This is a genomic window from Neorhizobium sp. CSC1952 (genome assembly GCF_030378245.1).
Classification (GTDB): domain Bacteria; phylum Pseudomonadota; class Alphaproteobacteria; order Rhizobiales; family Rhizobiaceae; genus Neorhizobium; species Neorhizobium oryzae_A.
Window position 1 is genome coordinate 3,647,447 of record NZ_CP128416.1, and the last position, 24,749, is coordinate 3,672,195.

A 24,749-nucleotide genomic window follows, 5' to 3' on the forward strand; every position below is an offset into this window, starting at 1 on the left:
CGGCAGGTCAGGCGGCGAGGAGCTGCGGCAGAACGACCGGAGAATAGAAGCCGACGCTTGATTCGACGCCGAGGCTCCGGCTCAGGGCCTGCCGGTCGATGCCGGCTGCCTCATCCGATCTCGCAACGGCCGCGATGATCGGCTGGAGAACGTGCTCGCCTTCCAGCTGGAGAATGGTGATGACGTTGAACGTCTCGGTTCCCGCGTTCTGCTCCAATATCATGTCGTCGAGAAAACCCGGCTGCGCCCGGATGACTTCATGCGTCCGTTGAATGAGCTTCATGAACTCGTCGCGGGCCTCCGGCGGTACCGAGAATCTGTTGACGCGGACGACGGGTGCTTGCTGTAATCTGCTCATATGAAAAATACCCCTGCTCAGGTGAACAGGGGTATTTGTGCGACCTCAACTAAGGTTGAGGTCAATAGCCGCCGGCCGATTTTTTGAGACGCTGGTATCAGCGCTCCGCGAGTGCCGGCTCGCCTTTCCGCTCGCGCACCAGGTTGAGGAAGCGGCGGAAGAGATAATGGCTGTCCTGCGGGCCGGGCGACGCTTCCGGGTGATGCTGGACGGAGAAGACCGGCTTGCCGGCGACGCGCAAACCGCAGTTCGAGCCGTCGAAGAGGGAAACGTGAGTCTCTTCAACGCCCTGCGGCAGGGACTTCGAGTCTACCGCGAAGCCGTGGTTCATCGAGACGATCTCCACCTTGCCGGTCGTGTGGTCCTTGACCGGGTGGTTGGCGCCGTGATGACCCTGGTGCATCTTCTCGGTCTTCGCGCCGAGGGCAAGGCCGAGCATCTGGTGGCCGAGGCAGATGCCGAAGGTCGGGATGTCGGTCTTGATGATGTCCTTGATGACCGGCACCGCATATTCGCCGGTGGCGGCGGGATCGCCCGGGCCGTTCGACAGGAAGATGCCGTCCGGCTTGAGCGCCAGGATATCCTCCGAAGACGTCTGGGCCGGAACGACGGTCACCTTGCAGTCGAGGCCGGAGAAGAGGCGCAGGATGTTGCGCTTCACGCCGTAGTCGACGCAGACGATGTGGTACCTGGCATCTTCCGGCTTCAGATCGTCATAACCTTCGTTCCAGACCCAGGGCTTTTCGGACCATTGCGAGGACTGGCCGGAGGTCGCTTCCTTGGCGAGGTCGAGCCCTTCGAGGCCGCTCCAGGCTTTCGCTTCCGCCTTCAGCGCCTCGATGTCGAAGACGCCGTTCGGATCATGGGCGATCACCGCATTCGGCGCGCCGTTCTGGCGAATCCAGGCGGTCAGCGCGCGGGTGTCGATGCCGGAAAGGCCGATGATGCCGCGGGCCTTCAGCCAGGCATCGAGATGCCGGGCGGCGCGATAATTGGAGGGTTCGGTGATGTCGGCCTTGAAGATGGTGCCGACCGCGCCGCGCCGGGCGGCGGGCGTCAGGTCTTCGATGTCTTCCTCGTTGGTGCCGACATTGCCGATATGGGGGAAGGTGAAGGTGACGATCTGGCCGAGATAGGAAGGATCCGTCAGGATTTCCTCGTAACCGGTCAGCGCGGTATTGAAGACCACCTCGGCCGGCACCTTGCCGGTGGCGCCGATCCCGGTTCCTTCGATCACCGTGCCGTCGGCGAGGACGAGCACTGCGGTTGGTTTCTTGGTGGTCCAAGGGGCGGTCGCGGTCATGTCTATCCTTCTGCCTTGCCTTCCCGTCCCTTGAAGAGACAGGTTGCGAGGGCCATCTATGTCGCAGAAACGGGCGCGCAGGAAAACCCGGCGCCAACCCTGAAATCTAAATCTCGTGCAGGTGCCGGAAAATAGACAAAGCGGGCGGGGCGGTCAATCTCGCAGGCTCAAGAATCCATGGGGATTGTAGCTCATGAGATTCAAGGGCTTGGGGAATTTGATTTGATCGCGGCCGACCCCTCGTCTATGACAGCGGCGTGAATGACAAGGAAAAGCCACAATTCCTGCCGTTTGCGACGGGCTTTTCCCAAGGAGAAAAACAAAGATGATGCGCGACAAGCTTTCCGAAGCGCTGAAGGAAGCCATGAGGGCCAAGGACAGCCGCCGGCTTTCGACCGTGCGGCTGATCCAGACCGCGATCAAGGACCGCGACATCGCCAACCGCGGCGCCGGCAAGGATGCCGTGAGCGACGACGATATCCTGCAGATCCTGCAGAAGATGGTGAAGCAGCGCGAAGAATCGGCCAAGATTTACGAGGATGCCGGCCGCGGCGAGCTCGCCGCGCAGGAGCGCGAGGAAATAGAAGTCATCAAGGGCTTCATGCCGGAGCAGCTTTCGGACGAGAAGGCGCGCGCGCTCATTCAGGCGGCAGTCGCGGAAACCGGCGCGCAAGGGCTGCGCGATATGGGCAAGGTCATGGCCGTGCTGAAGGAAAAATATCCGGGCCAGATGGATTTCGCCAAGGCCTCCGGCGTGGTGAAGGAACTGCTGAAATAGGCTCGCAGCCAACGGTGCAGATACAAAAGGCGGGAACCCGGTAGCGGATTCCCGCCTTTTTGCTCTTCTACGCCTCTCCCCGGCCGACCGCGAACTTGCTGCCGGTGAGAAAGGAACGGAGTGCCATGAGACGCTGCGATACGCTCCGTTCCGAAGAGCCAGGAAACTCGACATCCGGCAAGGACCTGTCCCGGGGGGGCGTGAGACAGGCGCGGGCGCTCCGAATGACGGATCAAGCTAAGCCCGTCCGGGCTCGCGTGGCAAATTACAAAAAGGTAATTTTGCGGGTTACGGCGCAAAGCCGCCGCGCTGTAAGTGAACCGGAAGCCGAGTTATTTTTTTTGGCGTTTTTGTTCGCGCACATAGTGCTTAAGCACTGCGTTGATGCGGGTCTGATAACCCTTTCCGGTCGACTTGAAGAAATCGATGACATCTTCATCCACCCGGATGGAGATCGATTTTTTCTGCGCAGGGACGACGATTTCGGCCTTGGACCAGTCGATGTCCTTGAACTCTTCCCAATCCGGATCGTCCGCAATGGCACGGTCGATATCCTCGTCGGTCATGGCCTCGACGCGCGCCCAGTCGGTAAGGCTCTTTTCGCCGCGTGCACGCTTCAGACGAAGCTCATCGAGGGTAACGGTTGTAATAGAGTTTTTGCTCATTCTCTCTGGCCGCTCGTGCTGAGATGATCCGGCATTTTTCGCCTCTCATCGTATAAACGACTGCTATGAGCGCCTGGTATCGGGGCAAATCGCAAGGATGCGGACTTCTCCATTTCGATCCGAGCGGAATTCGAGGCGTGGTTCCTGAAGAGCGAAGACCACATCTTCGAAATCGATCCGGTGCTTTGCTAGGTTTGTCGCGCGTTTACCATCATCCCATTCGAATATGGTAAAATTTGTTTGGTTTTGCGGCACGGGCCGTTCTCCCGCAGAGCGTTGCGGATTACCTTCGAAACGCTTGCGTTGTTAGGCCCAAGGCTAGCTTCATGAATGTATATACTTTTGTATTTTTTGGTCAAGCCTGTGAATAGCGGGCAGCATTGTCCTTGGCGGTGGCATTCCCTGCGCCCCGTGGTTATATGGACGCCGGCCCAGAGGTGAAGATGCGCTTTTCCAACAGTTTTCTCGACGAGATCCGCGATCGCGTGCCGATTTCCACAGTGATCGGCCGTCGGGTGACGTGGGACCGCAAGAAGACCAATGTTTCACGCGGGGACTATTGGGCATGCTGCCCGTTCCATGGCGAGAAGAGCCCGAGCTTCCATTGCGAGGACCGCAAGGGCCGCTATCACTGCTTCGGCTGCGGCGTTTCCGGCGATCATTTCCGTTTCCTCACCGATCTCGAAGGGCTGAATTTTCCCGAAGCCGTGCAGCAGATCGCCGACTTGGCCGGCATCGCCATGCCGCAGCCGGATCCGCAGGCCGAGAAGCGCGAGAAGGAACGCACGACGCTGCTCGACGTGATGGAGCTGGCGACGCGCTTCTTTCAGGACCAGCTCCAAAGTGCGGGCGGCGCCAGGGCGCGCGCCTACCTGCGCGACCGCGGGCTGACCGGCCGGACCATCGAGACCTTCCGGCTGGGTTATGCACCGGAGAGCCGCAATGCCCTGAAGGAGCATCTCGCGAGCAAGGGCGTGCCGAAGGAGCAGATCGAGGCCTGCGGGCTGGTGCGGCACGGGCCGGACATCCCCGTTTCCTACGATTATTTCCGCGACCGGATCATGTTCCCGATCCTGTCGTCGCGGGAAAAGGTGATCGCCTTCGGCGGCCGCGCCATGTCGCCGGACGCGCCGGCGAAATACATGAACTCGCCGGAAACCGAACTCTTCCACAAGGGGCAGGTGCTCTACAATTTCGCCCGCGCCCGGCGCGCCGCGCAGGCCGGGCCGGGGAAAAGCGAGGGCGCCGCGATCATCGCCGTCGAGGGCTATATGGACGTCATCGCGCTCAATCAGGCGGGCGTCGAGAATGCCGTGGCGCCGCTCGGCACGGCGCTCACCGAAAACCAACTCGACCTTCTCTGGAAGGTATCGCCGACGCCGGTTCTCTGCTTCGACGGTGACGGCGCGGGCCTGCGCGCCGCAAGCCGCGCCGCCGATCTGGCGCTGCCTTTCCTGAAGCCCGGCCGATCGGTGCGGTTCGCGCTGCTTCCGGACGGCAAGGACCCGGACGATCTCGTCAAGCATGAAGGCCGCGCACCGTTCGACAAGGTTCTCGCGGAAGCAAGGCCGCTGGTCGACATGATCTGGCGGCGGGAAGCCGCTTCGGCGAATTACGACACGCCGGAAAAGCGCGCCGAGCTCGAGGCACGGCTGAAGCAGATCGTCTCGGTCATCGCCGACGAAAACGTCCGGCGCCATTACCAGCAGGAGGTCCGCGACCGGCTGAACAGCTTTTTCGCGCCGGCGCCGAGAGGCGGCAACGACCGCCGTCAGGGTTTTCAGCGCGGTGGCGGGCGCCAGGGACCGGGATATCCGGGACAGGGCGGCGCATCGCAAGGACCGCGCGCGGCGGGCAGGGGCGTCGGCGTTTCCGAACGGCTTGCGCGTTCCGGTCTCGTCCGCGGTTATAGCGACCTGCCGGCGCTTCGGGAAAGCGTGCTGGCGCTCACCATCGTCAATCATCCGCAGCTTCTCTTAGAGGAATACGACGAGATCGCCGCGATCGATTTCGAAAACCGCGACCTGCAGCGCTTCTGGTCGGCGGTGCTGCCGGCGGCCGCCACTGCCGGCGCGAACCTTTCGCGCGAATATCTCACGCAGCGTCTGGTCGGAGAAGGTTTCGATGCGATCCTGAAATCCCTCGACCAGCAGGTGCGCAATGCGCGGCTCTGGACGGCGACGGAAGAGGCGGCGCCGGAAGACGCCCGCGAGGGCTATCGCCAGGCGCTGTCGCTCCACAAGCGCACCAAGGCGCTGCGCATCCAGAAGATCGAGCTGGAACGCGCGATCGCGGAGGCGACGGAGGCGGGGGATGCCGACGAGATCGAAGCGCTTCTGAGGGCGCTGTCCGAGGTGCAGCTCGAAATCCTGCGCATGGAAAACCAGGAAGCGATCATCGATGGTTTCGGCGTGCTTTCGGGGCGAGTGAAGGGCGCTGCCGTCAGCCACGGCTGAGGGTGCGATCGCCGCCCCCGAAATTCCACCTTGCCGAATAATGTCTCCGCTCTAATCTACGCCGCGCGAATTGGAGAAGGAGATATCGATGCGGATTTCGGGAAGCTGTCATTGCGGCAGGATCGCGTTCGAAGCCGAGGGCGAGTTCAACGAAGCGTTGGAATGCAACTGTTCCTTCTGCCGGCGGCGGGGCGTGCTTCTGGCTTTCGTTCCGCGCAACAACATGCAGCTCACGACGCCCCGCGAGAACCTTTCCACATACCAGTTCAATCAACGGGTGATCGTCCACCACTTCTGCGCAAACTGCGGCGTCGCGCCCTTCAGCGAAGCGACGATGCCGAACGGCGCGGAGATGGCGGCGATCAACCTCAGATGCGTGCCGGAGATCGATCTTGCGGCATTGACGGTAACCCAGTATGACGGTGCTTCCCGCTAGACAGGGATGCCGGGATGGAGCGCGTCACCTTTCTCCCGCCGCAAACTCTTGTCTTTGGGGGCATGTTGCCTACATATCGGGTAAATCTGGTGAACGTACCCCTATTAGGCCCGTCTTGAGCGGGTTTTTCCACTTTTCCTGGGCATGAGCTTCGGAAAAGCTTGACGGAGCGTTAATTTGTGGGAATCACCATTTCAAGGCAGAACAGGCGGAGTGGGTCAATAGCACCGAACAGGACCGGTGATCTTCTGACGGGACGGTCCTGCGTCAAAAGCGACCGCCGAATGGTAATCGGGAATTAAAGGTCATTCCGTTACGTGTTGGACAGTGATTCGCGGTGAAAGCGGTAATTCCGTCTTGAGCCGGTGGCCACGAAGCGCGGCAAAAGTGGCGTTCAGGGAAAGCGACGAAATACATGGCAACAAAAGTCAAAGAAAACGAAGAAGCAGATAACGAACGCGAAGGTACGCACGACGGTCCGCTTCTCGACCTTTCTGATGATGCCGTCAAGAAGATGATCAAGGCTGCGAAGAAGCGCGGCTATGTCACCATGGACGAGTTGAATTCGGTCCTGCCGTCGGAGGAAGTCACCTCCGAGCAGATCGAGGACACGATGGCGATGCTCTCCGATATGGGCATCAACGTCATCGAGGACGAAGAGGCGGAAGAAGCTGCCGGCGGCGACGACGACGGCGACAGCGATAGCGACAACGAAGAGGGCGAAGGCGGCGAGCTCGCCACCACGCCCGGCACGGCGCTTGCGACCGCCAAGAAGAAGGAACCGACCGACCGTACCGACGACCCGGTGCGCATGTATCTGCGCGAAATGGGTTCCGTTGAGCTTCTGTCGCGCGAAGGCGAAATTGCGATCGCCAAGCGCATCGAAGCCGGCCGGGAGACGATGATCGCAGGTCTCTGCGAAAGCCCGCTCACCTTCCAGGCGCTGATCATCTGGCGCGACGAGCTGAACGAAGGCACGACGCTGCTGCGCGAGATCATCGACCTCGAAACGACCTATTCGGGTCCCGAGGCCAAGGCTGCCCCGCAGTTCCAGAGCCCGGAAAAGATCGAGGCCGACCGCAAGGCGGCCGAAGAGAAGGAAAAGAACCGCAAGGCTCGCTTCTCCGCGGCCAATGACGACGACATCACCGCGGTCGGCGGCGAGGGCATCGCCATCGAGGAGGAAGAGGAAGACGACGACGAGTCCAGCCTCTCGCTCGCGGCGATGGAAGCGGAACTGCGCCCGCAGGTCATGGAAACCCTCGACCTCATCGCCGACACCTACAAGAAGCTGCGCAAGCTGCAGGACCAGCAGGTCGAACAGAGGCTTGCCGCGACGGGTACGCTGTCTTCCGCCCAGGAGCGCCGCTACAAGGAGCTCAAGGACGAGCTGATCACCGCCGTCAAGTCGCTGTCGCTCAACCAGAACCGCATCGACTCCCTCGTCGAGCAGCTCTACGACATCAACAAGCGCCTCGTGCAGAACGAGGGCCGGCTGCGTGCGCTCGCCGAATCCTACGGCGTCTCCCGCGACAGCTTCGTGGAGCAGTATCTCGGCGCCGAGCTCGATCCGAACTGGATGAAGTCGATCAGCAATCTTTCCGGCCGTGGCTGGAAGGAGTTCGCGCGCAACGAGAACCAGAAGATCCGCGATATCCGCCAGGAAATCCAGAATCTGGCCACCGAAACCGGCATCTCGATCGGCGAATTCCGCCGTATCGTGCACATGGTGCAGAAGGGCGAGCGCGAGGCGCGCATCGCCAAGAAGGAAATGGTCGAAGCGAACCTGCGCCTCGTCATCTCCATCGCCAAGAAGTACACGAACCGCGGCCTGCAGTTCCTAGATCTCATTCAGGAAGGCAATATCGGCCTGATGAAGGCGGTCGACAAGTTCGAGTATCGCCGCGGCTACAAGTTCTCGACCTACGCGACGTGGTGGATCCGGCAGGCGATCACCCGTTCGATCGCCGACCAGGCCCGTACGATCCGCATTCCGGTGCACATGATCGAGACGATCAACAAGATCGTCCGCACGTCGCGCCAGATGCTGCACGAGATCGGCCGCGAGCCGACGCCGGAAGAACTGGCCGAAAAGCTCGCCATGCCGCTCGAAAAGGTGCGCAAGGTCCTGAAGATCGCCAAGGAGCCGATCTCGCTCGAAACCCCGGTGGGCGACGAAGAGGATTCGCATCTCGGCGATTTCATCGAGGACAAGAACGCGCTTCTGCCGATCGATGCCGCCATCCAGGCGAATCTCCGCGAGACGACGACCCGCGTCCTCGCTTCGCTGACGCCGCGTGAGGAGCGCGTGCTGCGCATGCGCTTCGGCATCGGCATGAACACCGACCATACGCTCGAAGAGGTCGGCCAGCAGTTCTCGGTCACCCGCGAACGTATCCGCCAGATCGAAGCGAAGGCATTGCGCAAGCTCAAGCATCCGAGCCGTTCGCGCAAGCTCCGCAGCTTCCTGGACAGCTGACGTTACATCAGTTCGAGCATACCGAAGCCCGGCCCGCGAAAGCAGGCCGGGTTTTTCAATGGCCGACCGAGTTCGAAAACAGGTTCACCACCACGACGCCCGAAATGATCAGCCCGAGGCCGATGATGGCGGCGGTGTCGAGCGTCTGGCGGAAAAGGATGAGGCCGACGGCCGAGATCAGCACGATGCCGAGGCCGCTCCAGATCGCATAGGCGATGCCGACCGGCAGCGTGCGGAGGGTGATCGACAGGAGATAGAAGGCGGCGGCGTAGCACAGCGCCATCAGGATCGTCGGCAGGGCGCGGGTAAATTGCTGGCTCTGCTGCAAGAAAGTCGTGCCGATGACTTCCAGCACGATTGCGGCGGCGAGCGAGCCGTAGGTGAGGATGGCGGGATTCATCTTTCTGCTCTTATTTCGCAAGATTTTGAAGGTGGTCGCGAAGGCCGGCCAGCTCGTTCGCCGGAATGCCGTCCGCTTCCGTCAGATTTGCAAGCCAGATGCCGTCGGCCGCATAGCGCGCGAGTTTGAGGGCCGGGTTGCCGTCGGTCGCCGCATGGCGTGCCAGCCTTTCCCGCATCCAGTCCGACCAGAGCTCACGTAGCCGGGCGTCGGTCATGCAGGAGATCGAAAGCGCCGCCCACGGGCTCTTCGCGCCGTCGCGCGTCACCTGGAAGAAGGCGTCGATATAGGCACGCGTGAACCGGCCGTGTTCGACGGGGTCTTCGCTCATCAGGCGGTCGATTTCCTCGTCGAGTTTTCCAAGCAGATCCTTGAAGACCGCCTCGATGAGCGCCTGCTTGCTCGGGAAGTGATGCAGCAATCCGCCCTTGGTGACGGAGGCGGCGTCGGCCACAGCCTGCAGCGTGAGGCCGGCCAATCCCTGTTCCACGCCGAAGCGCGCGGCATGATCCAAGAGGGATCGCCGCACCTGTTCCGGTTGCTTTTCACGTCTATGGGCTTCGGACATTTCTTGAACATACCATTTGGTAGGTTTGTTTTCAATGCCGAGATCTGCATGGGCGACTTGCAGGAAGGAGGTAAAGCGATGCGAGGAAGGCCGGAATTTGTTTTGTTTTGATCGATCCGGGACTCGATCCCGTCCGCTTTCCACCTTACATCGGCTTGCATGACGGATGAAACTGAGAAGCGGCGCAGCGGCATAGGATGGGGCATTCCGGCCTCGATCCTTCTGCATGCCGTGTTCGCGGGCATCCTGTTCTTCCACCTGCCGCTCGATGTCTCCGAGCCGCAGCAGGAGGAGAGCGTGAGCGTGGAAATCGTTCCGCCGCCGGAGGAGACGCAAGAGAAGGCGGAGGAGGCGAAGCAGGAGGAGCAAAAACCACCCGAACCGCCAGCGGCGGAGGAAGCGGAAAAGGAGGAGCCACCACCACCTCCGGAGCCTCCCAAGCAGGAGGAGGCCAAGGAAGAACCTCCTCCACAGCCTCAACCGCAGGAAGAGGCAAAACAACCGGAACCATCTCCGCCTCAGCAGGAGGAGGCGAAACCGGAAGAGCAGTCATTAGCGAACGAGCAGGCGAGGGGGCAGCCGATACCCATGCTGCGACCCGTCTTCGAATTCGGCGAAAAGGATGGCGGGCCGCGGAAATCCGAGACCGGCAATGCCTCGCAGGATACCGCGACGCCGCCTGTCGAGAGCGAACCCGATGCGGAGGCCGCTGAAGAGCCGAAGCCTTCGGAAGAGGAGCCGACCGTCGCCGAAGAGCCGCCGGCCAATCCTGTGCCCGACGATATAAAGGTGCCGGAGGTCGATGTCGCCTCGTCCGATCCGCAGCAGAATGGTTCTGCTTCGGAGACGTCGCCGGATGCGGTCAAGGCTGATATCGCGGCAGCGCTGCCGGCGACCGCGGCACAAGGCAAACCGCCCGAGACGCCGGCTGCCGAAAAGCCCTCCGAACTGACGGAAGCAAAAACCTTGTTCTCGCAGAACGAAACCGGTGACCCCATTGCTACGGCAGCGATGGGCAACGTGCCGCGCGGCGTTCGAGCCGGACAGCTCTGCGCAACGGAAATGCAGGCGCAGCTACGTCACGCATCCCCGCCATACCGGCCGGAAATAGTGCAGGTCTACCGCCTGTCGAGCGGGACGGTGCTGGAGGTCAGGCGCGGCGCCTTTCGCGCAAGCGCGCAATGGTATGACTTGAGTTTCCGCTGCGAAGTGGATGAGAATGCCACCAAGGTTCTCTCCTTCGCATTCGATGTCGGCGCTCCGGTGCCGCGTAGCGAATGGCGCAAGCGGGGCTTTCCGGAATTCTGATCGGCGGGCCACACTCGCCGCCGGCGCTCCGCCTATGCCATAGTGCCGGCTTTCATGTAAAAGCGATTCCATGCCGCTGACCGAGAATACGACCGATCTCCTGTTCGACCGCGAAGGTGCGAGGAACCCGCTCGCCATCCTCAGCCAGATCTATGGTTATTCCGCTTTTCGCGGCAAACAGGCGGCCGTCGTCGATCGGGTCGTGTCGGGCGGCGATGCGGTCGTGCTGTTTCCGACCGGAGCCGGCAAGTCGCTGTGCTTTCAGATTCCCGCGCTCTGCCGGGACGGCGTCGGCATCGTGATTTCACCGCTGATCGCGCTGATGCGCGATCAGGTGGAGGCACTGAAGCAGCTCGGCATTCGTGCCGCCGCACTCAATTCCTCGCTGACGCGCGAAGAGTTTGTCCACGTCCGCCGGGCGATCGCCGGCGGCGATCTGAAACTTCTCTATGTGACGCCCGAGCGTGTCGTCACGCCCGGTTTCCGGGAGATGATCGGCAATGCGCGGATCGCCCTGTTTGCGATCGACGAGGCGCATTGTGTCTCCCAGTGGGGACATGATTTTAGGCCGGAATATCGCGAGCTCGGCCAGCTTGCCGAGCAGTATCCAGGCGTGCCGCGCATCGCGCTGACGGCGACCGCCGATCCGCATACCCGCGACGACATCATCGACAGGCTCGCGCTCCGTTCGGCGGAAGTCTTCACGACCTCGTTCGATCGCCCGAACATTGCCTATGAGATCGTCGAACGCGACCAGCCGCGCCAGCAGCTCCTGCGCTTCCTGTCGCGCCACAAGGGCTCTAGCGGCATCGTCTACTGCCTCTCGCGCGCCAAGGTCGAGGACACGGCCGAATGGCTGAACGGGCAGGGCATTCGCGCGCTTGCCTATCATGCCGGCATGGAGCGGCACGTCCGCGATGCCAACCAGGATGCGTTCCTGAAAGAGGAGGATCTCTGCCTTGTCGCCACCGTCGCCTTCGGCATGGGGATCGACAAGCCGAACGTGCGGTATGTCGCGCATCTCGATCTGCCGGGTTCGGTCGAGGCCTACTACCAGGAAACCGGCCGTGCCGGTCGCGACGGCCTGCCGTCCGAGGTCTGGATGGCCTATGGCATGGCGGATGTCATCCAGCGGCGCAGGATGATCGACGAAGCCGGGTCGGCGGACGAGGTGAAGCGTGTCGAGCGTGCCAAGCTCAATGCGCTTCTTGCGATATGCGAGACGCCGGGCTGCCGCCGGCAGGCGATCCTGGCGCATTTCGGCGAGACGCATCAAGGCGGATGCGGCAATTGCGATACATGCCTCAAGCCGGTCGAGACCTGGGACGGCACCGAAGCCGCGATCAAGGCGCTGGCGGCGGTCTACCGGACCGGAGAGCGCTTCGGCACCGGTCATCTGATCGACGTGCTGATCGGAACCGTCAACGAGAAGACCACCCGCTTCGGCCATGTGAACATGCCGGTTTTCGGTGCCGGCAAGGATATCCCGTCGAAGACCTGGCAATCGGTCTACCGCCAGCTTCTTGCCGCAGGCTTCGTCAGCGTCGATCACGACGCCTTCGGTGCGCTGAGACTGGAGCCGGAGGCCCGCGCCGTCTTCAAGCGCGAGCGCGAGGTTCGCTTCCGCAAGGACCGCCCGACGACAGGAAAGGCGTCGAGAAGCGCCTCGCCGAGCTCCGCGAACGCCAAGTCCGCATTGCAGGGCTCCGATATGGAGCTTTTCGAAGCGCTCCGGGCCGCCCGGACGGCGATCGCCAAGGAACTGTCGGTGCCGCCCTATGTCGTCTTTCCGGATACGACGCTCGTCGCGTTCGCAACCGAACGTCCGAGGAGCCGCGAGGCATTGCTCGGCATTTCCGGTGTCGGTCAGTCCAAGCTGGAACGTTACGGCGATGCTTTCCTTCAAGTCATCAGGGCGCATCAGCCATAGGGGCGAACATCCAGTTGATCGAGCAGCAGAGCCGACTATGCTGCGGCCATCTCTACAAGGAATGCCATCATGAAAGCCATGTTCTACGATGCCTTTGAAAAGGCCCCGGAAATCCGCAATCTTCCCGATCCGGAGCCGGCATTTGACGGCGTGGTGATCAAGGTGGGCGCGACGGGGCTCTGCCGCAGCGACTGGCATGGCTGGATGGGCCATGATCCGGATATCCGCCTGCCGCATGTGCCGGGTCATGAACTGGCGGGCAAGATCATTGCAGCGGGCAAGGGCGTCATGCGCTTCAAGGTGGGCGACCGGGTGACGGTGCCGTTCGTCTCCGGCTGCGGGCATTGCTCCGAATGCCATTCCGGCAACCAGCAGGTTTGCCCCAACCAGTTCCAGCCGGGTTTCACCCATTGGGGCTCCTTCGCCGAATATGTGGCGATCGACTATGCCGACACGAACCTCGTGCATCTGCCGGACGAGATCGACGACGCGACGGCGGCAAGCCTCGGCTGCCGGTTCGCGACCTCCTTCCGCGCCGTCGCCGACCAGGCGCGCACCGGCCCCGGCGACTGGGTGGCGGTGCATGGCTGCGGCGGGGTCGGCCTCTCGGCGATCATGATCGCCACGGCGCTCGGCGCGAACGCGATCGGCATCGACCTTGCCGAGGACAAGCTGGCGCTTGCCCGCCGGTGCGGCGCGGTCGCGACGATCAACGCGGGTTCGGTGCCGGATGTCGTCGAAGCGGTGCGCGAGATCACCAAGGGCGGCGCGCATGTCTCGATCGACGCACTCGGCCACCCCGTCACCTGCTTCAACTCGATCAAGAACCTGCGCCGCCGCGGCCGGCACGTGCAGGTGGGGCTGATGCTCGGCGAACATGCCACGCCCGCGATCCCGATGGCGCAGGTGATCGGCCACGAGCTGGAGATCTACGGCAGCCACGGCATGCAGGCCTGGCGCTACGATGCGATGCTCGCCATGCTGACGGCGGGCAAGATGAAGCCGCAGCAGCTTATCGCCAAGAGGATCAGCCTCGAGGAGGCCGTGCCGGCGCTGATGACGCTCGATACGTCGGAAACGCCCGGCATCAGCGTGATCACCACGTTCTAGGCAGGCGTCGAGCGTCCATGGTGTCCGATATTGTTTGCCGCCGGCGACCGCAGCATTCCATTCCGGCCGCTTGGTCGCTTTCCGCCATGTCCTACATCTGCGTCATGAGCCGAAACGAAAGGACATGTCATGAACGCCAGAGTGCAGAAGATTCCAGGTCCTGATCATCCGATTACCGTCGAACGCAATCCGGCGCGGGTCGTGGTGAAGCTCGGCGGCAAGGTGGTCGCCGACAGCGCCGACACGCTGACGCTGCGTGAAGCCTCCTATCCGCCGGTGCATTACATTCCCCGCAAGGATGTCGACATGTCGCTTCTCGAGCGGACCGCTCACGAGACCTATTGCCCTTACAAGGGCGAGGCTTCCTATTTCAGCATACCCGCGGGCGGCGAGCGTTCGAAGAATGCGGTCTGGTCCTACGAACATCCCTATGACGCGGTGGCCGGCATCAAGGAGCACGTCGCCTTCTATCCGGATCGCGTCGATTCCATCGAGGAATTCGCCTGAGCGCGCAAAAGCTTGCCCGGTCGTCCGGGTTTTCCGCATCTCGCCGCTTCGCGGGTCCTGACGGCTCTCCGGAAGGCTGAAGAAAATTCGCCACCCTTGTCGGCTGCAGTCCGGCTCCCACGTCCTTGATATGTTGCAACATCAAGGAGGACCGGAAATGCCCTATGTGGATGGATTTATTCTTGCCGTGCCGACGGCCAATCTGGAACGTTACAAGGAAATGGCCCGCCTTGGCGGCGAGGTGTGGATGGGATACGGCGCGCTTTCCTATGTGGAATGCATCGGCGACGACGTGCCCTATGGCGAACTCACCTCGTTTCCGCGCGCCGTGCAGGCGAAGGAGGATGAAACCGTCATCTTTGCGTGGATCACCTACGAGAGCCGCGAACGGCGCGACGAGATCAACGCCAAGGTGATGAAGGATCCCCGTTTCGCCGGCGACGAATGGCGGGAGGTTTTCGACGGCAAGCGGATGATCTTCGGAGGCTTCCGAAGCTTCCTGACAATGTAGCCCGGACGATGATAGATATGCCGTCTCCTGCCGGCATATCCATCGAAAGGAATTCCGATGCCCCAGACCGTGATCTCGATCTCCACCCGCGGCCAGGGGCTTTATGAATTCACCGAGGCGGCGCAGGATTTCGTGCGCCGCCAGCAAGCCGGCGAGGGACTGCTGACGGTTTTCGTGCGCCATACGTCCTGTTCGCTGATCATTCAGGAGAATGCCGATCCGGACGTGCGCCGCGACCTGAAGACCTTCTTCTCGCGCCTCGTGCCGCCGGCGGACCATCCGGGGATGGATTGGGTGACGCATACGAGCGAGGGGCCGGACGACATGCCGGCGCATATCAAGGCGGCGCTCACCGCCGCTTCGCTCGGAATTCCGGTGACCGGCGGCCGGCTGATGCTCGGCACCTGGCAAGGCATCTATCTCTTCGAGCATCGCGACCGCCCGCATATCCGCGAGGTCGTCCTGCATCTTTCTCCATGATCAGAACATGAACGCAGGCTGAACGGGAGGTTGGGATCGCGTTCAGATGCGACAGTCTAGGGTCGGATCAATCGCTCGGAAAGGCGAGAGAACCAACACCAAGGGCCAGGCATTCCTGACCCGGATTACGGAGAAACGCCCTCATGACCAGCCTGATCGTCAAAGCCGGTGTCGCCGCTCTCATCGCGCTCGCCGGCCTTTCCGCCACGGCCCCGACCGCGGCGGCTGCCAGCCCGGAAATCGGCATCCAGGTCCAGTATCGCGATCATGACCGCGATCGCGACCGCCATTGGCGTCCGGACCGCCGCCCCGACCGCCGTCCGGGCTGCGCTCCGTGGCTGGCCGAGCGGAAGGCCGACCGCATGGGGCTTCGCCGCACCCGCGTCGTCGACGTTTCCCGGCGCACCGTCACGGTCGTCGGCTTCGGCCGCCGGGGCCCCGATCGGGTTGTTTTCGCCAACGTGCGCGGCTGCCCGCTGATCCGCCGCTGACGACCAATCCTTCCGTCTCCATCGCCCGTTGACGGAGGAAAGCGTCCCCGCCGGTCGCCATCGACCGGCGGGGACGTGCGTTTTCCGTTCCTGTTTTCCGCCCCCGTTATTGTTCGAGGGCAAAGGTCATGTTGACGGTCACCCTGTAGGTGTTCTCGCCGCTTGCGATCGGAACGGCCTCGGCCGCCATATCCTTTGCCGCCGCCATGCGCATCATCGGCTGCTGCGGCATCGGGCGGATCGCATTCTCGCTGATCTCGATGATCCGTCCGAGCCTCACGCCTGCCGCCTCCGTCAGCGTCTTGGCCTTGGCGAGCGCTTCCGCGATGGCGGCCTTGCGCGCTTCGGTGACCGCCTTATCCGGATCGTCGTTGGTGAAATCGATCTGGCCGCCCTGGTTGACGCCGAGCTTGACCGAGCGGTCGATGAGGCCGCCGAGGGCCTGAAGATCGCGCACTCTCAACGTCAGCGTGTTGGCGACCTCGTAGCCGATGATCTCCGGCGGATCGATGATGCCGTTCTTCGGCTCGGAATGGCGATATTGCGGATAGATCGAGAAGTTGCTCGTCTGGATGTCGCGGTCGGCGATGCCGTCGGTCTTGAGTGCCGCGAGCACTTCCTTCATGGCCGCGCTGTTGGCCGAAAGAGCGGCTTCGGCCGTCTTCCCGTTGCGCACGACCGACAAGGTCAGGATCGCCATATCGGGTGCGAGCGAGGCTTCGCCTTCGCCGGAAACGCTGATGACGGGCTCGCGGGAGCGGGGCTCCTGTGCCGACACCTGGCTTGCTGCTGCAGCGGCGATCGCGCCCGCGAAGAGCGTTGCCAGGACGAGACGTGACGACGAAAGCGCAAGGCGCATGGATGTTCTCCCCAATCGGTCTGGGCGGCAGGAAATGCCGATACGCAATTCCGCCGCGGTGTGTTTGCTTCCCGCGCGATGCCGACGGGAATCACTTCCCGGCATCCGCGCATCGGCAAGTTTACCTGCCGGTTGATTGTGAAGCTATTGCGGCAACGGCTTGTGGCTTGCGGGGATTTAGGTTAGAGCGGACCTCGAAGGGGAGGCGAGCCATTGCGCCTTTCCCGTCGCCTGATCGGCGGGCCTGTAGCTCAATGGTTAGAGCTGGCGGCTCATAACCGCTTGGTTGGGGGTTCGAGTCCCTCCGGGCCCACCATTTTTCTTTTTTCTATTATTTTCAAAGGATTATAGACGTTTTTGGTTGGCGCCAAAAATGGAGTTAGCCAATTTCTGTTTTCCGTTCGTTCTGATCCTGCGTGCTTGAGCTTGGTGATTGTTGCCTGTGCGAGCCGCTTTTGGTTGACGCGGCGCATTGGGTTTCGACCTTCCTTTGTGCCGTGCATCCGGTGATGGACATGATTCCGGCGCGCGTCTGCGACTGTCCTACGACGGCGACCAGAGCGCCCGGGCCCGATCAATCTGCTCGTCCATCTGTTCGCGCGTGGCGCCATCGCGATAGAGGTGCCAGACCATTTCTCTTTCCAGTTCCTCGAAGCTTGCTCCGGCGATTTTCGCTTCGAGAATCAGGTCCCTCGCGTCTTCTTCGTGTTGGATGCGGAAGGAAGCATCTGCATGACCCAAGCATCCCGGCACCTTCGACTTCCAACTCATCGCTCAGTCCTCCCAAAGAACGCATGCCTATAAAATAGCAACGGGTGCAGGAGCGCGCCATGCAAAATGTGCTCGTGCATGATGTGCTCGGGCATGGCTGCGGAGCCACTCGATTGCCGTAATGAGGCGGGCGAGTGACGGGCCCCCGTCGTCAGGGGCGCGCAAATCCTGCCAGCGAGGCGTAGCCGCGCACCACCTTCTCGCGTTCCTCGTATGACGCGACTTTGTCGATATCGTCGAAACCATCCGGTGCGCGGGCTTCGATCATGTCGATGACGCCTTCGGGGCCGCCCTTGCGATTGGCCAGGACGATGGCGGATGTCGCCGGCCGGCGCTCGGCGTCGTAGCGGGAGAGGGCGGCCTCGATCCCGTCCCCCGATCGCAGGTGCGTCGCCAGGGATTGGGCGTCGAGAATGGCCTGGCTCGCGCCGTTGGAACCTACGGGATACATGGGATGGGCGGCGTCGCCGAGCAGCGTTATGCGTCCGAACGACCAGCGCGGCAGCGGCTCGCGATCGCAATTCGGATACTCATAGAAGGTCTCCGTGGCGCGGATGATGGCTGCGGGATCGACGAAGTCGAGATGGAAGCGGTCGCGGACGAAAGGCAGGACTTCCTCCATGACGCCCGACCGGCTCCAATCCTCCCGCCGCAGGGGCGGCGCGCCGGCTTCGCCGACTTTCGCCATCACCGCCCAGTTCGTCAGGCGCATTCCCGGCTCGCCCGGGTCCGCCTCGATCGGGTAGTAGACGAATTTTGCAAAATTGCCTCCGGCGATCGCCATCGTGCGGCCGTCGCGCCATTTGGGCCAGTGCGTGGCGCCGCGCCACAGCATGATGCCGCTCCAGATCGACGGTCCTTCATCGGGGTAGAGTGCCGCACGAACGGCGGAGTGTATCCCGTCCGCTCCGATCAGGAGATCGCCGCGGGCTTCGCCACGCGATCCGTCGCCTCTTGCGAAACGGACCGAGATTGTATTGCCGGTCTCCCCCAAACCGTCGACGCGGCAGCCGAGATTTATGGCATCGCGGCCGAGGCGGTCGATCACGGCCCTGTAGATCACTCCCAGCAGCTTGCCGCGATGGATGCTGATCTGCGGTACGTCATGCCCGGCATCCAGGCCGCGCAGCTCCTGCCACACGATCTGCCCGAAGCGGTTGGTGTAGATCAGCTCCCTCGTGCGGATGCCCGCGGCGTCGAGGTCGGCCATCAATCCGAGATCCGCCAGTTGTCTGACGGCGTGGGGCAGCATGTTGATGCCGACGCCGAGTTCCCGAACTTCGTCGGCACGCTCGAATATCTCGACCTCGATTCCGGCTTCGTGCAGGAAAAGAGCGGTGGTGAGGCCTCCGATACCGGCCCCCGCGATCAGCGCTTTCATGATTGGCTTCCTCCTCCCGTTCTGCGAGACGATCGGTCTGATCCGAAAGCATGACCCATTCAGGGGGCGGCGCGTCTCGGGTATTCGAGCTGCATGGCGACGAAGTCGGCCGTGCGTGTGCGGTAGCGATCGCCGATCGCTGCAAGTGTTTCGTCCAGCGCCCTTGCGGGCCGGCTGTTCAATATTGTCTCGGGCAGCCGCTCGGCCGTCCACCGTGCGGTGACTTCGTCCGGAACGATGCGGATGCCGTTGCGGCTGGGTCGTGCGCCCCCATCCGCGGCGAATGTCACCGCGCGGGATCGATAGGTCCGGGACCAGGCATCCGCGACGAGCGCGAGCGACACTTCGTCCATGCCGGGCGAAAGTTCGATGCCGAGCGTCTCCCGGTTCCAGAAGGCAAGCGTGTTGGCGATCGCCGTCAGCGCGAACGGGCGGGTGAACCTGAACGCACCGCTATCGTGCCGCGCATCCCAATCGCCAAGCCCGAGCTCGCGGGCGACCTGCTCGGCCTTTTCCCGGCCGGCGATCGCTTCGATCAGCGTGAGCGACATCGGCATCGAGGCGCTGATCCCCGTCGTCGTCGCAACACCCCTGTCCACTACCAGCCGCCGGTCCGGGACATGACGGATCGCGGGATGCCGCTCGCGCAGCTGATCGAGATAGTACCAATGGGTGGTGGCCCGGCGGTCGTCCAGCAGGCCTGCAGCGGCGACGACCTTGGCGCCGGCACAGACACCGATGACGATCGCGCCCTTGGCCGCCTGGCTTCTGATCCATTCAAGTGCTGCCGGATCGTCGTCGCGGTGCATGGCCGGGACGATCACATAATCGGCGCCTTCGGGATAACGCGCATCGAAGTCGATGATCGTGGCCTGCGGCTCGACCTTGAGTGCCGGATAAAGCGTCACCGGCCCCGGGCTCGTTGCCAGAGCCACGACCTCGGCGACATCGGCGCGCCGGAGGATGCCATAGGGCATGAGATAATCGGTGGTTTCCGTTCCGTCGTTGACGGCGATCACCGCCACCACCGGGCGCTGGCGTTTCGGCGGTTTCAGCGCCGCGATCGTTGCATCCGCCTCTTCCTTCGGGACCGGCTGGGCTGCTGCGGCGGCCGTTGCAGGCGGCAGCGAGACAATCCAGCCGGCAGCGAGCACCAGGAAGACCGCCGCGAGACCCAAGCCGCTCCAAAGCATAAGCCGCCAATTCATGACATCTGCCCCGATTTCCTCCCGCATCGATGGCTTGAAGCGAAGACTACCGCCGCTATCTCCTGTCCGAAACGACATAAATCGGGCAAAAGCTGCCATGATCCGAACCGTTGCCGTCGTCATCTTTCCCGGCTTCCAGATACTGGACGCAGCCGGCCCCGCCGCGGCTTTCGAAATCGCGGAGCGGTTCAGCCCCGGAAGCTACGACCTGGTGCTGATGGCACCCGGCGGCGGCGAGGTCGAGAGTTCGTCGGGGCTGAAGCTTTCCGCAAGGCCGCTGGAGGAGGGCGCGCTCGACACGGTCGTCATGTCGGGCGGCGATATCCTTCGTTCGCGGGAGGCGTTGCAGGAAATCCTGGCCTGGCTCAGGCGGGTGGAGCCGCGGCGGATGACGAGCGTCTGTTCGGGTGCATATCTTCTCGCCGAGGCCGGGTTGCTCGATGGCCGCAGCGCCACGACGCATTGGGCCAATTCGGACGATTTCTCCCGCCGTTACCCGAAGATCAGGCTGGATGCCGAACGCATCTTCATCCGGGACGGCGACATCTGGACCTCGGCCGGCATCTCTTCCGGGATAGACCTGGCGCTCGCCTTGATCGAGGACGACCTCGGCCAGGAGATCGCGCGACGGACGGCGCATCAGCTCGTCATCCACCAACGGCGGCCCGGCGGCCAATCGCAGTTTTCAGCGCTCGTGGAGCTGGGCGGGCGCACGGGCCGCTTCTCCGGCCTGATCGCGTGGATGCGCGAGCATCTCGCAGAACCTCTGACCGTCGAACGGCTTGCCGATCATGTCGCCATGAGCCCACGCAATTTTGCCCGGACATTTGCGGCGGAGACGGGGACGACGCCGGGAAAAGCCTTGGAACGCCTGCGTCTCGAGGCAGCGCGAGCGGCAATCGAGACCGGTCATACGCCGCTAGAGCACATTGCGGAAGCCGCCGGTTTCGGTGATCCGGGGCGGATGCGACGCGCTTTCCTGCGCAATTTCGGGCAGCCGCCCCAGGCGCTTCGGCGGGCAGCCCGGCCTCAGCAGAGCCGCCCCGCGTAGAACTCAGCCTCCGAGGCTGTTGCCCCAGATAGCTCTGTAGCGCCGCATATCCCACGACGGCATCGGAGCGGGAGATCCCGGCTTTGTTTTCGGCGAAACTCCGGCGAGCAAGGCCGCACCCTGGCTCGTTCCCGTCGAACCCGGAAGAGCGATCACGTCTTGTCGAAGGAGAGAGCGCATCGCCTGCAGATAGGCCGGATTGGAGGAGAAGGGGCCTTCCACCAGAACCGGTCCTTTTGCACCGATCAGTTCCAGGCACGTTTCGGTCATGAGCGCGAGGTATAGGCAGGCGGCGGCCCAGCGCTCGTCGGACGAAGCGTCGGCATCGTTGATCCATTGCCGCCCGTGGCCGGGGAAGGGGCCGGAACCGGTCGCGATGTTCGGCAGCAGCATGACCTGCTTCTCGATGACCTTCGGCATTGCGGCGAGCGCTGCCGGGGGATCAAGCCTGCCGTGTTCCGCGGTCAGGATCTCGAACTCGCGGCCGCCCATGAAGCGGGACGAGGGCACGGCGCGGCCATAGGCATCGACATTGGCGAGCGTGTCGCGTTCCGGGTCCAGATGATCGAGATCGCCACCGACCGCGAAATTCACGACCCAGGTACCGGTCGAGACGACGGCGAACGGCGGTTCGCGGCCGATCAGATGGGCAAGCAGCGAGGCGTTGGAATCGTGGATTCCGCAATGGACCGGCACGGGGCTCGTGAGGCCGATCCTTTGCGTGATCTCCGGCAGGACCGGGCCGAGCGCATCGAAGGCGGAGCGGACAGGCGCCATCAGATCGCGAATGCCGAGCTTGTCGACCAGCGAGGAATATGAGCCGTCGCGCGGCCGCCAGAGATCCGTGTGGCAACCAAGCGAGGTCACTTCGTTCGCCGCGACGCCGGTCAGCCGGAATGCCCAATATTGCGGATAGGTCAGGATCGCCCGCACGCGGGCGAACTCATCCGGAAAGGCCGTCTTCTGGTAATGAAGCTGCGCCCCGACATTCAGCCCGCCGGAAAGGGCAGGCGAGAAGGTTTCGGAGAATTGCGGACGGAGTGCAGCATAGGCCTTCTGGATGTCTTCCGGATATCGATGCTCGTAGTCGAGGACCGGCAATGCCGGCGCTCCGTCGGTGCCGAGCAGTACGGCGGAAGCCCCGTGCGTGGTGATGGAGATCGCGTCGAAGCCGGGTTCCCTGGCGAAGCCGGCCAAGGCGTCCAGAGCAAACTCCCATAGGCTCTCGATATCGTAATGCGGGTAAGGCGGACCGGGGAGGACGCGGTTCGGCGTCCTCCTCTCGGCAATCTCTCCGCCAGTCATGCAGTCGAGCACGACGACCTTGGCGTTGGTCTTGCCGATATCGAGGACGGCGATCTTTTCCGGTATCGTCATGGCAGATGGAAGACCGTCACGAGATCGGTCGCGACCGGCGAATTGTCCGGATTGGTTTCCATGATGTCGGCCATATGCGCCCACCATTTCTTCATCACCGGATGGTCCGGCAGGTTTTCCATCGTATGGTTCCGCGGTCGCGTCAGCACGCCGAACAGGATGTTCGTCTCGCGGTCGAGATGGATCGAATAGTCACTGACGCCGGCTTTGCGCAGCAGGTCGGCCAGTTCAGGCCAGATCTCGTCATGGCGCTTCTTATACTCAGCCTCCATGCCCGGATTGAGCTTCATCTTGAAGGCATATTTCTCCGAACTCATCGGCTCATTTCCTTGATGCGTCGGGCGACGATCGGCACGGCGATGGTGATGATCAGAAGCAGACCGACGAAGATCGACATGACGATGCCGGGGACGTTCAGAAGACCGAGGCCGAAGGTGACCAGGCCCATGACGAACGCCGCGATGACGACGCCGGCGATCGTGCCGGCGCCGCCGAGGATGGAGACGCCGCCGAGCACCACCATGGTGACCACTTCCAGTTCCCACCCTTGAGCGATCGACGGCCGGGTCGATCCGAGCCGCGAGGTGAGGCAGACGCTCGCCACGCCTGCCATCAGACCGGTCAGCAGGAAGAGGATGAACTTCACCCGCTCCACCGGAATGCCGGAGAAGCGTGCGGCGAACTCGTTGTTGCCGATCACATAGACCTGCCGGCCGAAATTGGTCGCATGCAGCAGTACCGCGAAGGCGATCGCAAGCACGATGAACAGTACGAATTCGAAGGAGAAGACCCAGGCGACATAGCCCTGGCCGAAATAGGCGAAGCTTTCCGGATATTTGCCATAGGCCTGGTCGCCGAGCACGATGTAGGAAATGCCTCGGAAGAGGCTCATCGTGCCGATCGTCACGACGATCGAGGGCAGCCGCAGTCCGGCGACGAGCAGGCCGTTGAAGGCGCCGCAGGCAAGCCCGACGCCGATCCCGATCGCCACGAGGCCCGGCGTGCCGATGCCGGCCTGCGCTGCCGCACCCATGGCGGTCGAGGCGAGCGCGATGATCGCCGCCACCGAAAGATCGATCTCGCCGGCAATCACCAGAAGCGCCATGGCGAAGGCGATCATCGCCTTTTCGGTGAAGTTGAAGGTCGCGTCGGAGAGGTTCCAGGCGTTCAGGAAGTAAGGCGAGGCAAAGGAGTTGAAGATGAAGATCAGCACCGCCACGCCGAAAAGCAGCACTTCCCAGCTCGAAAGGATGCGCGAGGTCTTGGTGCCGATCCGATCCGGGATCACGCGCTTCGAGGTAACGACGTCGCTCATGCGGAGACCTCCCCGGTATTCCGGTCTTGGGCTGCGCGATCGCGCAGGATGATGCGGCCGGCCTTCTTCTCGGCGCGGGCGTTGAAGACGACGGCGAGCACGATGACGATGCCGGAGATCGCCATCTGCGCGAAAGGCGAGATGCCGATGACCGGAAGGGCATTCTTGATGACACCGAGGAAGAGCGAACCGAGCACGGCGCCCGCCACCGTGCCGATGCCGCCGGCGATCGAGATGCCGCCGATGACGCAGGCCGCGACGGTATCGAGCTCGAAGCCGATCGCGATGTCCACATAGGCGACCGCGTAGCGCGATACCCAGAGATAACCGCAGAGGCCGGCGAGCGCGCCCGATGTCACGAAGGCGAGAAAGCGCGTCCAGCCTATATCGATGCCGGCATAGACGGCCGCCGTCGGATTGCCGCCGGACGCATAGGCCGCGCGGCCGAAGGGCAGGCGGGTCAGCACGAACCATGCGCCGAGCACGATGAGAACCGCGATCCAGGAAAGGATCGGCAGGCCGAGCATGGACATGCGCGGGATGTTGAGGAAGGAGGGCGTCATCTGGTGAGCGTTCACCCAGCCGCCGCCGGACAGCACGAAGGCCATGCCGCGATAGATGGTCAGCGTGCCGAGGGTTACGACGATCGGCGGGATCTGCAGCGCCCAGACAAGGAAGCCGTTGATCGCGCCGAGGAAGGCGCCGATGCCGATGGCCATGACGATCAGGAGCGCCAGCGGCAGGTCGGGATAGGCCGCATTGGCCATCGCCACCGCCATGCCGGTGAAGGAGAGGTTGGCGGCGACCGAGAGATCGATCGACTTCGTCAGGATCACCGTCATCTGGCCGAGCGCCAGGATGATCAGGATCGACGTGTCATTGAAGATGTTGGCGAGATTGCCAGGCGAAGCAAAACCCTGCGCACGGGTGGAGAAGCCGATCACCATGATCGCGATGATGGCGAGCAGCAGGAGTTCGCGGTTCTTCAGGAGGCGGTTCATGGCTTC

26 protein-coding genes and 1 tRNA gene are annotated in these 24,749 nt (G+C 62.9%); 13 read left to right on the forward strand and 14 right to left on the reverse strand.

Annotated elements, in window-relative coordinates; genetic code table 11:
* Positions 1–7: 7 nt before the first annotated feature.
* Positions 8–358 carry an antibiotic biosynthesis monooxygenase family protein gene (locus QTA58_RS17780; RefSeq protein ID WP_289669882.1) on the reverse strand — a complete coding sequence of 117 codons (351 nt, stop codon included), beginning with the start codon at positions 356–358 and terminating at the stop codon, positions 8–10.
* Positions 359–455: 97 nt separating this feature from the next.
* The gene (carA, locus tag QTA58_RS17785) at positions 456–1,661 is read right to left on the reverse strand and encodes a glutamine-hydrolyzing carbamoyl-phosphate synthase small subunit (protein ID WP_289669884.1); all 1,206 of its coding nucleotides are present in this window, start codon (positions 1,659–1,661) and stop codon (positions 456–458) included.
* Between the two features lie 325 nt (positions 1,662–1,986).
* On the opposite strand from carA, the gene QTA58_RS17790 reads away from it, so the two are divergent.
* Positions 1,987–2,439 carry a GatB/YqeY domain-containing protein gene (locus QTA58_RS17790; protein ID WP_085424872.1) on the forward strand — a complete coding sequence of 151 codons (453 nt, stop codon included), beginning with the start codon at positions 1,987–1,989 and terminating at the stop codon, positions 2,437–2,439.
* Between the two features lie 332 nt (positions 2,440–2,771).
* Here the strand turns inward: QTA58_RS17790 and QTA58_RS17795 are convergent, their stop codons facing one another.
* Together QTA58_RS17795 and QTA58_RS23995 are read right to left on the reverse strand one after the other, a co-directional pair.
* The gene (locus QTA58_RS17795) at positions 2,772–3,104 is read right to left on the reverse strand and encodes a BrnA antitoxin family protein (protein ID WP_289669886.1); all 333 of its coding nucleotides are present in this window, start codon (positions 3,102–3,104) and stop codon (positions 2,772–2,774) included.
* Between the two features lie 63 nt (positions 3,105–3,167).
* Positions 3,168–3,359, reverse strand: a complete 192-nt coding sequence (locus QTA58_RS23995; RefSeq protein ID WP_341850268.1) for a BrnT family toxin — start codon at positions 3,357–3,359, stop codon at positions 3,168–3,170.
* Between the two features lie 188 nt (positions 3,360–3,547).
* Here QTA58_RS23995 and dnaG point away from each other — a divergent pair, with 188 nt between their 5' ends.
* The 3 genes from dnaG (at position 3,548) to rpoD (ending at position 8,475) form a co-directional block, all read left to right on the forward strand.
* On the forward strand, positions 3,548–5,560 hold the full coding sequence (dnaG, locus tag QTA58_RS17800; RefSeq protein WP_289669887.1) for a DNA primase: 2,013 nt from the start codon (positions 3,548–3,550) through the stop codon (positions 5,558–5,560).
* A gap of 88 nt (positions 5,561–5,648) precedes the next feature.
* On the forward strand, positions 5,649–5,996 hold the full coding sequence (locus QTA58_RS17805) for a GFA family protein (protein ID WP_085424869.1): 348 nt from the start codon (positions 5,649–5,651) through the stop codon (positions 5,994–5,996).
* Between the two features lie 415 nt (positions 5,997–6,411).
* Positions 6,412–8,475: an RNA polymerase sigma factor RpoD gene (gene rpoD / locus QTA58_RS17810; RefSeq protein ID WP_085424868.1), complete on the forward strand. Its 2,064-nt coding sequence runs from the start codon at positions 6,412–6,414 to the stop codon at positions 8,473–8,475.
* Positions 8,476–8,530: 55 nt separating this feature from the next.
* Here the strand turns inward: rpoD and QTA58_RS17815 are convergent, their stop codons facing one another.
* Both QTA58_RS17815 and QTA58_RS17820 read right to left on the reverse strand, forming a co-directional pair.
* Positions 8,531–8,875, reverse strand: coding sequence for a multidrug efflux SMR transporter (locus QTA58_RS17815; RefSeq protein WP_085424867.1), 345 nt, complete (start codon positions 8,873–8,875; stop codon positions 8,531–8,533).
* Between the two features lie 10 nt (positions 8,876–8,885).
* On the reverse strand, positions 8,886–9,389 hold the full coding sequence (locus QTA58_RS17820) for a TetR/AcrR family transcriptional regulator (protein WP_289669889.1): 504 nt from the start codon (positions 9,387–9,389) through the stop codon (positions 8,886–8,888).
* 213 nt (positions 9,390–9,602) lie between these two features.
* Between QTA58_RS17820 and QTA58_RS17825 the strand changes: the two genes are divergently transcribed.
* The 7 genes from QTA58_RS17825 to QTA58_RS17855 all read left to right on the forward strand — a co-directional run bounded on the left by QTA58_RS17825 (position 9,603) and on the right by QTA58_RS17855 (position 15,780).
* Complete coding sequence (locus QTA58_RS17825; protein ID WP_289669890.1) at positions 9,603–10,751, forward strand: DUF930 domain-containing protein; 1,149 nt, start codon at positions 9,603–9,605, stop codon at positions 10,749–10,751.
* 70 nt (positions 10,752–10,821) lie between these two features.
* On the forward strand, positions 10,822–12,681 hold the full coding sequence (gene recQ / locus QTA58_RS17830; RefSeq protein ID WP_289669892.1) for a DNA helicase RecQ: 1,860 nt from the start codon (positions 10,822–10,824) through the stop codon (positions 12,679–12,681).
* A gap of 69 nt (positions 12,682–12,750) precedes the next feature.
* Complete coding sequence (locus tag QTA58_RS17835; protein ID WP_289669894.1) at positions 12,751–13,791, forward strand: zinc-dependent alcohol dehydrogenase family protein; 1,041 nt, start codon at positions 12,751–12,753, stop codon at positions 13,789–13,791.
* Positions 13,792–13,920: 129 nt separating this feature from the next.
* Complete coding sequence (locus QTA58_RS17840) at positions 13,921–14,298, forward strand: DUF427 domain-containing protein (protein WP_289669895.1); 378 nt, start codon at positions 13,921–13,923, stop codon at positions 14,296–14,298.
* 157 nt (positions 14,299–14,455) lie between these two features.
* Entirely contained in the window at positions 14,456–14,809 is a 354-nt protein-coding gene (locus tag QTA58_RS17845; RefSeq protein ID WP_289669896.1) for a DUF1428 family protein, read from the forward strand.
* Positions 14,810–14,866: 57 nt separating this feature from the next.
* Positions 14,867–15,289, forward strand: coding sequence for a secondary thiamine-phosphate synthase enzyme YjbQ (locus tag QTA58_RS17850; protein ID WP_289669898.1), 423 nt, complete (start codon positions 14,867–14,869; stop codon positions 15,287–15,289).
* Positions 15,290–15,432: 143 nt separating this feature from the next.
* Entirely contained in the window at positions 15,433–15,780 is a 348-nt protein-coding gene (locus QTA58_RS17855; RefSeq protein ID WP_289669899.1) for a hypothetical protein, read from the forward strand.
* Positions 15,781–15,886: 106 nt separating this feature from the next.
* Here the strand turns inward: QTA58_RS17855 and QTA58_RS17860 are convergent, their stop codons facing one another.
* Positions 15,887–16,639 carry an SIMPL domain-containing protein gene (locus QTA58_RS17860; RefSeq protein ID WP_289669901.1) on the reverse strand — a complete coding sequence of 251 codons (753 nt, stop codon included), beginning with the start codon at positions 16,637–16,639 and terminating at the stop codon, positions 15,887–15,889.
* 240 nt (positions 16,640–16,879) lie between these two features.
* Here QTA58_RS17860 and QTA58_RS17865 point away from each other — a divergent pair.
* A tRNA-Ile gene (locus tag QTA58_RS17865) sits at positions 16,880–16,955 on the forward strand.
* Positions 16,956–17,182: 227 nt separating this feature from the next.
* Here QTA58_RS17865 and QTA58_RS17870 read toward each other — a convergent pair.
* The 3 genes from QTA58_RS17870 to QTA58_RS17880 form a co-directional block, all read right to left on the reverse strand.
* On the reverse strand, positions 17,183–17,410 hold the full coding sequence (locus QTA58_RS17870) for a hypothetical protein (RefSeq protein ID WP_289669902.1): 228 nt from the start codon (positions 17,408–17,410) through the stop codon (positions 17,183–17,185).
* A gap of 151 nt (positions 17,411–17,561) precedes the next feature.
* Positions 17,562–18,791 carry a flavin-dependent oxidoreductase gene (locus QTA58_RS17875; protein ID WP_289669903.1) on the reverse strand — a complete coding sequence of 410 codons (1,230 nt, stop codon included), beginning with the start codon at positions 18,789–18,791 and terminating at the stop codon, positions 17,562–17,564.
* Between the two features lie 59 nt (positions 18,792–18,850).
* A complete protein-coding gene (locus QTA58_RS17880; RefSeq protein ID WP_289669904.1) occupies positions 18,851–19,999 on the reverse strand; it encodes a DJ-1/PfpI family protein in 1,149 nt (382 codons plus the stop codon).
* Positions 20,000–20,096: 97 nt separating this feature from the next.
* Here QTA58_RS17880 and QTA58_RS17885 point away from each other — a divergent pair, with 97 nt between their 5' ends.
* A complete protein-coding gene (locus QTA58_RS17885) occupies positions 20,097–21,050 on the forward strand; it encodes a GlxA family transcriptional regulator (RefSeq protein ID WP_289669905.1) in 954 nt (317 codons plus the stop codon).
* Between the two features lie 3 nt (positions 21,051–21,053).
* On the opposite strand, the gene QTA58_RS17890 is transcribed toward QTA58_RS17885, so the two are convergent.
* From QTA58_RS17890 to QTA58_RS17905, 4 genes are read right to left on the reverse strand one after another with little or no spacing between them, the layout of a single operon-like run.
* A complete protein-coding gene (locus QTA58_RS17890) occupies positions 21,054–22,427 on the reverse strand; it encodes an FGGY-family carbohydrate kinase (protein WP_289669906.1) in 1,374 nt (457 codons plus the stop codon).
* Positions 22,424–22,744: an L-rhamnose mutarotase gene (gene rhaM, locus QTA58_RS17895; RefSeq protein ID WP_289669907.1), complete on the reverse strand. Its 321-nt coding sequence runs from the start codon at positions 22,742–22,744 to the stop codon at positions 22,424–22,426. Before rhaM ends, QTA58_RS17890 begins: the two co-directional genes overlap by 4 nt.
* On the reverse strand, positions 22,741–23,742 hold the full coding sequence (locus QTA58_RS17900) for an ABC transporter permease (RefSeq protein ID WP_289669908.1): 1,002 nt from the start codon (positions 23,740–23,742) through the stop codon (positions 22,741–22,743). Before QTA58_RS17900 ends, rhaM begins: the two co-directional genes overlap by 4 nt.
* A complete protein-coding gene (locus QTA58_RS17905) occupies positions 23,739–24,743 on the reverse strand; it encodes an ABC transporter permease (protein WP_289669911.1) in 1,005 nt (334 codons plus the stop codon). The genes QTA58_RS17900 and QTA58_RS17905 overlap by 4 nt, the downstream gene beginning before the upstream one ends.
* Positions 24,744–24,749 lie beyond the last annotated feature (6 nt).